A 6094-nucleotide genomic window follows, 5' to 3' on the forward strand; every position below is an offset into this window, starting at 1 on the left:
CCATTCTAATTTGGTTAATGATTTATCCAATGATGCTAAAAGTGGATTTTCAAAGCGTTAAGAATGTTGGCAAGCGTCCGAAAGGGATAATGGTGACTTGCGTTACAAACTGGCTGATAAAGCCGTTTACCATGTTCGGAATAGCTTATATCTTCTTCTATGTGGTTTTCAAAACCTTTATACCTGCCGGGTTAGCCGAAGAATATTTAGCCGGGGCGGTATTATTGGGGGCTGCACCTTGTACGGCGATGGTATTTGTATGGAGTTACTTAACGAAAGGCGATGCCGCTTACACGCTGGTACAGGTTGCGGTAAACGATTTAATCATATTAGTAGCATTTGCGCCTATTGTAGCTTTCCTGCTGGGAGTTGGTGGCGTATCTATCCCGTGGGACACTCTGCTGTTATCCGTAGTATTATTTGTTGTGATACCACTTGCTGCCGGGGTTATTACCCGTATAATGGTTATTCGTCGCAAAGGAGTGGACTATTTCAATAACGTATTTATTAAGAAATTTGATAATTATACGGTAGCTGGATTGCTATTAACGCTTATTATCCTGTTTTCCTTTCAAGGAGAAACGATACTGAACAATCCCCTGCATATCTTATTGATTGCAGTTCCGCTTGTGTTGCAAACGGTTCTGATATTCTTCGTTGCTTACGGTTGGGCGAAATGGTGGAAATTACCCCATGATGTTGCCGCACCTGCCGGAATGATTGGGGCAAGTAATTTCTTTGAATTGTCAGTTGCTGTGGCTATTTCTCTTTTTGGTTTACAGTCCAGGGCTGCATTAGCTACGGTGGTGGGCGTACTAGTCGAAGTTCCGGTGATGTTGATGTTAGTAAGGATTGCCAATAACACACGAAGCTGGTTTCCGGCTACAGAATAACAATAGGGCAAAAGTCTTAATCTAACTTTATCGTAAAAAGGGGCTTGGTGCTGGAAATGTTTGTTCCTAACGTTTCCGGCATTCTGCCTTTTACAAAAGCCAGAATTAAGATATATCTTTCGGCACCAAGACAACCGCAACAATATGAACAATGAAATTGATTTTGAAGTATTTATAAAAACATGGACTGTACTATCTATGAAAAAGTAAATGTTGATAACTAGAATATTTCAATAGAGGTAGTTCTCGATGTCGTAGAGTGTCTGCAACGGTCACTTCAGATGAAATCTCCATCGAAGATTATTTTGAATTTGAGAAGCTTGTTAGCTTCAACTTTGTTTCTTTACTACGTAGCATCAATGTGATTTCTAAGCGTATACTCCTTTGTGATGTAGGTATAACTCCATTCATAACAAAGGTATCAAATCTATTTCTTCCTCCACTAGTATTTCAGCTTGAAGAATATGGATTGCCAAGAATGCTAAGTCGAAAACTTCACAACTCACGAGTAATTGATTTGGAGCGAGTGGATATTTCTATCAACGACGTTCTTGATGAGTTCCTAAAGGTATGAATGAATCGAATTATTGAGACTGCACAACTATCAGCGGTGGATCAATTTATCTTTTCCTATTTTTTTGAGGGGATAACACCTTTAACTACTCCCTAAGTAAGTTCCTGAGTGTTGGGTCAGCTTTGATACGAGCAGTCTCAGAGTCTACGAGGGATAGCACCTCTTGCTTGACTTGGCGATAATTGGCTTCAATAGTCTCACGCAGACTGTCGGAGCCATTTTCGTTTGTAAAGTCCGCTATGATGGGGATAGGCTGGTAAGCTTTCGTTTCAGCAGAGACCTTGGCAACATCCACAACGATCTCAGCGTGGAAGATTTTCTGATCGATGCGTTCATCGAAATTGTCAGAGACAGCCCCAACGAACATACCTTGTGTAAGGTTACTAATCTTACTTGCAGGAATCAAGCTATCCATCTGCGTAGATATAGATGTGGACTTGTCGTTACGATTGATGGTCATGGACTGCCGTTGCTGAAGCACTTTGCCAAAACGCTCGGAAAGCGTCTTAGCCGTTTCACCTACAACTTGCCCGCTAAAAACATTGCCCACGGTGTTCTGTATCACTTTACTCTCCTTATCCCCATAGTCACGGGTAAGCTGAGAGAAGTCCTGAAACCCCAAGCAGACTGCCACCTTGTTACTTCGGGCAGTAGCAATCAGGTTATCGAGACCACGGAAATATATGGTAGGCAACTCATCGATAATCACGGAGGATTTGAGTTGCTTCTTCTTGTTGATAAGTTTTACGATACGGCTATTGTAAAGTCCGAGTGCTGCCGAATAGATGTTCTGACGGTCGGGATTATTGCCCACAACCAACACCTTCGGTTCATTGGGGTTATTGATGTCGAGCGAGAAATCATCACCCGTCATCACCCAATAAAGGGCAGGAGAAATCATACGCGAAAGCGGTATCTTGGCACTGGCTATCTGCCCCTGCAACTGGTCCTGTGCTCCTCCCTCCCAAGCGTCCATGAAAGGTGAAAGATAGTTGGCAAGTTCATCGTAGGAAGTGAGTATCGGGAATATCTGTGCGTAGGGACGATTGAGAAATTCGATAGCATGAGGAAAGGTGCAATACTTCCCGTCCTCATAGATTTTCAGAAACCAAATGATGGCAGCCAGCAAGATAATCGGTGACTCCACGAAGAAGTCTCCCTGTTTCTGAATCCACGAGCGGTTGAGATTGAGCATAATCGTATAGGCACTCTCGTAAGCGTCCGATATATCCGTCATAAAGGCAGGATTGATAGGATTGCAGCGATGCGACTTTCTCGGATCATCGAAGTTGATGACATAGAACTGCGGCTTTATCTTGTAGGCATCCAAGTGATTAAGCAGGTGATTATAGGCTATCTCTGAAAGGTCGGGAAACTTGTAATCATAGATATACATGGCAAATCCTTTCTCTATCTGCTGCTTGATGTAGTTGTTCACAATGGCGTAGGATTTACCCGAACCCGGTGTGCCGAGTACCATTGAGGCACGGAAGGGATTGACTACGTTAATCCAACCCTTGTTCCACCTTTTTTTGTAGTAAAATCGTGTGGGGAGGTTTACCGAGTATTCGTTTTCCATCAATCGGGTTTCCTGCATAAAGCTCTCGTTCTCCGTGTTGAACACATCGTCCATCAGGTTGTTTTTGAGCAGTCGGCTCATCCATACACCACCCATCAGCAGGCAGATATAGCCAATGGAGAGCGTGAAGATATAGAGCGAAGCTGCTCCAATTTTTCCTATGGGCAATACCAACAGCCACCAGTTGAGAAAGAAAAAGACAAAACCGGAGAAAAGCACTGTCCAAATTTTTGGCCAAGTGATTTTCTCCTCTTTCACGCCCTTTGTCCCAAGACAGGACAAGGCAAGGAAAACCACACAAAAGAGTTTTGTCCAAAGGATGGATGAAAACAATCCCGTAGTTCGCTGAAAGTTCATCAGTATCTTGTTGATGATACCGAGCGTGAAATGCCACTGTTGAAATGCCTCGTAACAGAACCAATAACAGTTAATCAGAAGGAATATCACCGATATACCTCGCATAAAGTCCATGACTTTACCTAATGCCCTTAAATCATCTTCTTGTGCCATAATCGTATTGTTTTTGGGAAGCCTCCCCCAACCTCTCCTAAGGAGGGGAGATAGAAATGCTCGTTTGTTTAATGTTTTCTTCGTCTAAGATTTACCTTACTTTGTTTACGGAGCTTACGCTGCCATGCCGCCTCCTTCCAATCATCGTTGCCCGTAGATAGGAATGAACCATCTGCCATACTTTCGATAAGTTCATCGACAACGATGTCATAGTCCTCCGTGCCATGCTGTAATACCTGAACCTTGTTCGTCTGCTCTACACTGACAGTCGACTTACCATAAAGTTCCTCGTCCAAGAAAGGGTTATTTGTTGGATTAAAGAAATAGGCATTGAATACATTGGCGGAATATCCCTTGCCCAATCGTGAACCGTTGAATGCAGCACCCCGCTCGTCATCAATAAAGGTAATGCCGTAAATTCTTCCATTATCATTCTTTCGAATTACCACACGCAAGCCCTGTTCCTCCAATCTTTGCCGAAGTTCTTTCTCCATATTGGGAGAGGTACGCATTGTTTGTAACACCTTGTTCCTTATGGTTGGTATCAGTAGTTTGATGGTTTGTTTCGACTTCTGTATCCTGTTCTGTATGGCAGTATAGCCCACACCACGACCGATGTCCGATGCGTTGATGGGTGTGCTTACCTTGTCGCCCTTATCATCAGTAGGCACATAGACTAAGCCGTCATACTTCTTTCCCCGAAACTCCGTCTTTACTTCTTCTACGGCAAGGTTATATTTGCCCAAAATGGCGTTTAGTTCGCCCAATGAACAGAACTTATAATGTTTTAGCACCATGCGGAGGGTGCTTGCCACCTGCTCCTTGATGTTTCCTCTATCAATATCCACCTTGGGCGTTTCTGTTACGGCTTTCTCGCTAACCTTTGAACTTGGAATGAGACCAAACCTCTTTTCCAAGGCATCGGTAATCTTCTTGCTCCTTCGCTTCTCGAAGCGGTCGTTGATTTTCTTTCCTTCACTATCCACTCGAAGCGATACGATGTGTATATGCTCACGGGCAATGTCACAATGCTTGAACACGATGTAAGGTTGCTTGCCGTAGCCGAGTGCCTCCATATACTCTTTGGCAATCTGTGTAAGTGTTTCATCGGATAGTTTCTCGTCCGGGTGCGGATTGAGCGAGCAATGGAACACCGTTTTCTTCGTTCGGCATTTCTTTGGTATCAGAGCCTCCATATCGGCAAACACCTCTGCCATCGTATAAGTTCCCTCTTTGTTTTGATACAAGCCTTGGGCAAGAAGAATGCTTGCTTCCTCTTTCTCTACCTTTTTGAAGTTATAGCCGAGTGATCCTCCAAGGTTCTCCGTTGCAGAAATCTTGGCAATCATCTTTTGCGGTAGTCAATGGTTAAACGGATAGCCTGTTCTTGCAAAGTTATGATTTGAGCCGAGAGTTTCTCCAACTTTTCAAGCAGAATCTGTGCGGTCTTGACCGAATGATAGCTGTTGATGGCACGCACGGATTGGTTATACAGTACACCAATCTTATGGATTTGTGCCGTCAGTTCAGAGAGTTTCCGATAGTATTCCACGGCGGATTTATCCACCGTAATCACCTTGAAACTCTCGCCAAGAATACGTCCACGCACGAAATCCGACTTGGTTTCTGCGCCTGAACGTTGAAACAAATCAATCGCCCTTTGCTGATCTTTTGGGTTGGGAAGACGGGTGTCCCATCTGTCCCATCGTTCAATCTTGTCATTCATTATCTTTCCTTTTTGTAATTACGACTTTGGAGTAATTCTCTCCCCTTCGGGGCAAGGGTCTTTGTCGGCAGAAACGGAGTTTGTCGGACAAAGACACACCTTGCCAATATCAAGAGTTGATACGATTGAAGTATCCACCTGTAAGGGTGTCCGCTTCGGATAGTTTACCTCCATGTTTTCTATCTGCCTGCAAAGTTACAGTGGATTTTCAAATATCTCATTATCAACCATTTTCACTCTTTTCCCTTATTTATCCTTGTATTTCTATGGCATAGAAATATCTATCGAAAAAGCTTTTATTTTGCAGATAAATCGAACGGAATATCGTTCGATAGAACTATTAAAAGAGCGATATGACGAACTCTATTTCAATAGTTCAATATATCGTCAAATAGAACTATCGAGATGTCGACAAATCGACAAATCGAACGATCGATAATTCGATATTTCGACAGATAAAAGAATTAATAATTCGTTCTGACGATTAGTTTAACGAGCTAACATTCGAATTATAGTTCAAACGATTAAAATATCTATAGTATGGAACAGATACAAACATCGCCCATATTTCTGGGCTTTTCCTCTCAAAAGGGAGGTGTTGGCAAAAGCACTTTGGCGGAGATAGTCAGCAGCATTCTTTACTACGAAAGAGGCATTCGCCTTTTTGCAGTAGACTGTGCCTTGGTCTCAGGACGGGCGGCTGCGTGCATTGTGGTGGGTGAACCTGACAAAGATGTCGTCGTTGGTTACAACCAAGCGTAGATCTGGATCTGGTGCTCCTGGTTCTGTCATGGTGGGGCCCCCGTCAATTC

Annotated in this window: 4 protein-coding genes and 1 pseudogene; 2 read left to right on the forward strand and 3 right to left on the reverse strand. The window is 43.4% G+C overall.

The annotated features are described in order from the left end of the window. A partial coding sequence (gene arsB / locus BN35_RS12250; RefSeq protein WP_025073188.1) for an ACR3 family arsenite efflux transporter occupies positions 1 to 893 on the forward strand: 893 nt, incomplete at its 5' end. Between the two features lie 659 nt (positions 894 to 1552). On the opposite strand, the gene mobC is transcribed toward arsB, so the two are convergent. The 3 genes from mobC to BN35_RS12265 all read right to left on the reverse strand — a co-directional run bounded on the left by mobC (position 1553) and on the right by BN35_RS12265 (position 5282). Continuing rightward, entirely contained in the window at positions 1553 to 3556 is a 2004-nt protein-coding gene (gene mobC, locus BN35_RS12255) for a conjugal transfer protein MobC (protein ID WP_028901339.1), read from the reverse strand. Positions 3557 to 3624: 68 nt separating this feature from the next. Continuing rightward, positions 3625 to 4905, reverse strand: coding sequence for a conjugal transfer protein MobB (mobB, locus tag BN35_RS12260; protein WP_025073186.1), 1281 nt, complete (start codon positions 4903 to 4905; stop codon positions 3625 to 3627). Next, complete coding sequence (locus tag BN35_RS12265) at positions 4902 to 5282, reverse strand: plasmid mobilization protein (RefSeq protein ID WP_025073185.1); 381 nt, start codon at positions 5280 to 5282, stop codon at positions 4902 to 4904. Before BN35_RS12265 ends, mobB begins: the two co-directional genes overlap by 4 nt. A gap of 540 nt (positions 5283 to 5822) precedes the next feature. Here BN35_RS12265 and BN35_RS13370 point away from each other — a divergent pair. After that, a pseudogene (locus BN35_RS13370) lies at positions 5823 to 5966 on the forward strand (ParA family protein); the annotation flags it as partial. Positions 5967 to 6094: the final 128 nt, after the last annotated feature.

Origin of the sequence: Hoylesella timonensis 4401737 = DSM 22865 = JCM 15640, assembly GCF_000455445.1 — a bacterium.
GTDB classification, from domain to species: domain Bacteria; phylum Bacteroidota; class Bacteroidia; order Bacteroidales; family Bacteroidaceae; genus Prevotella; species Prevotella timonensis.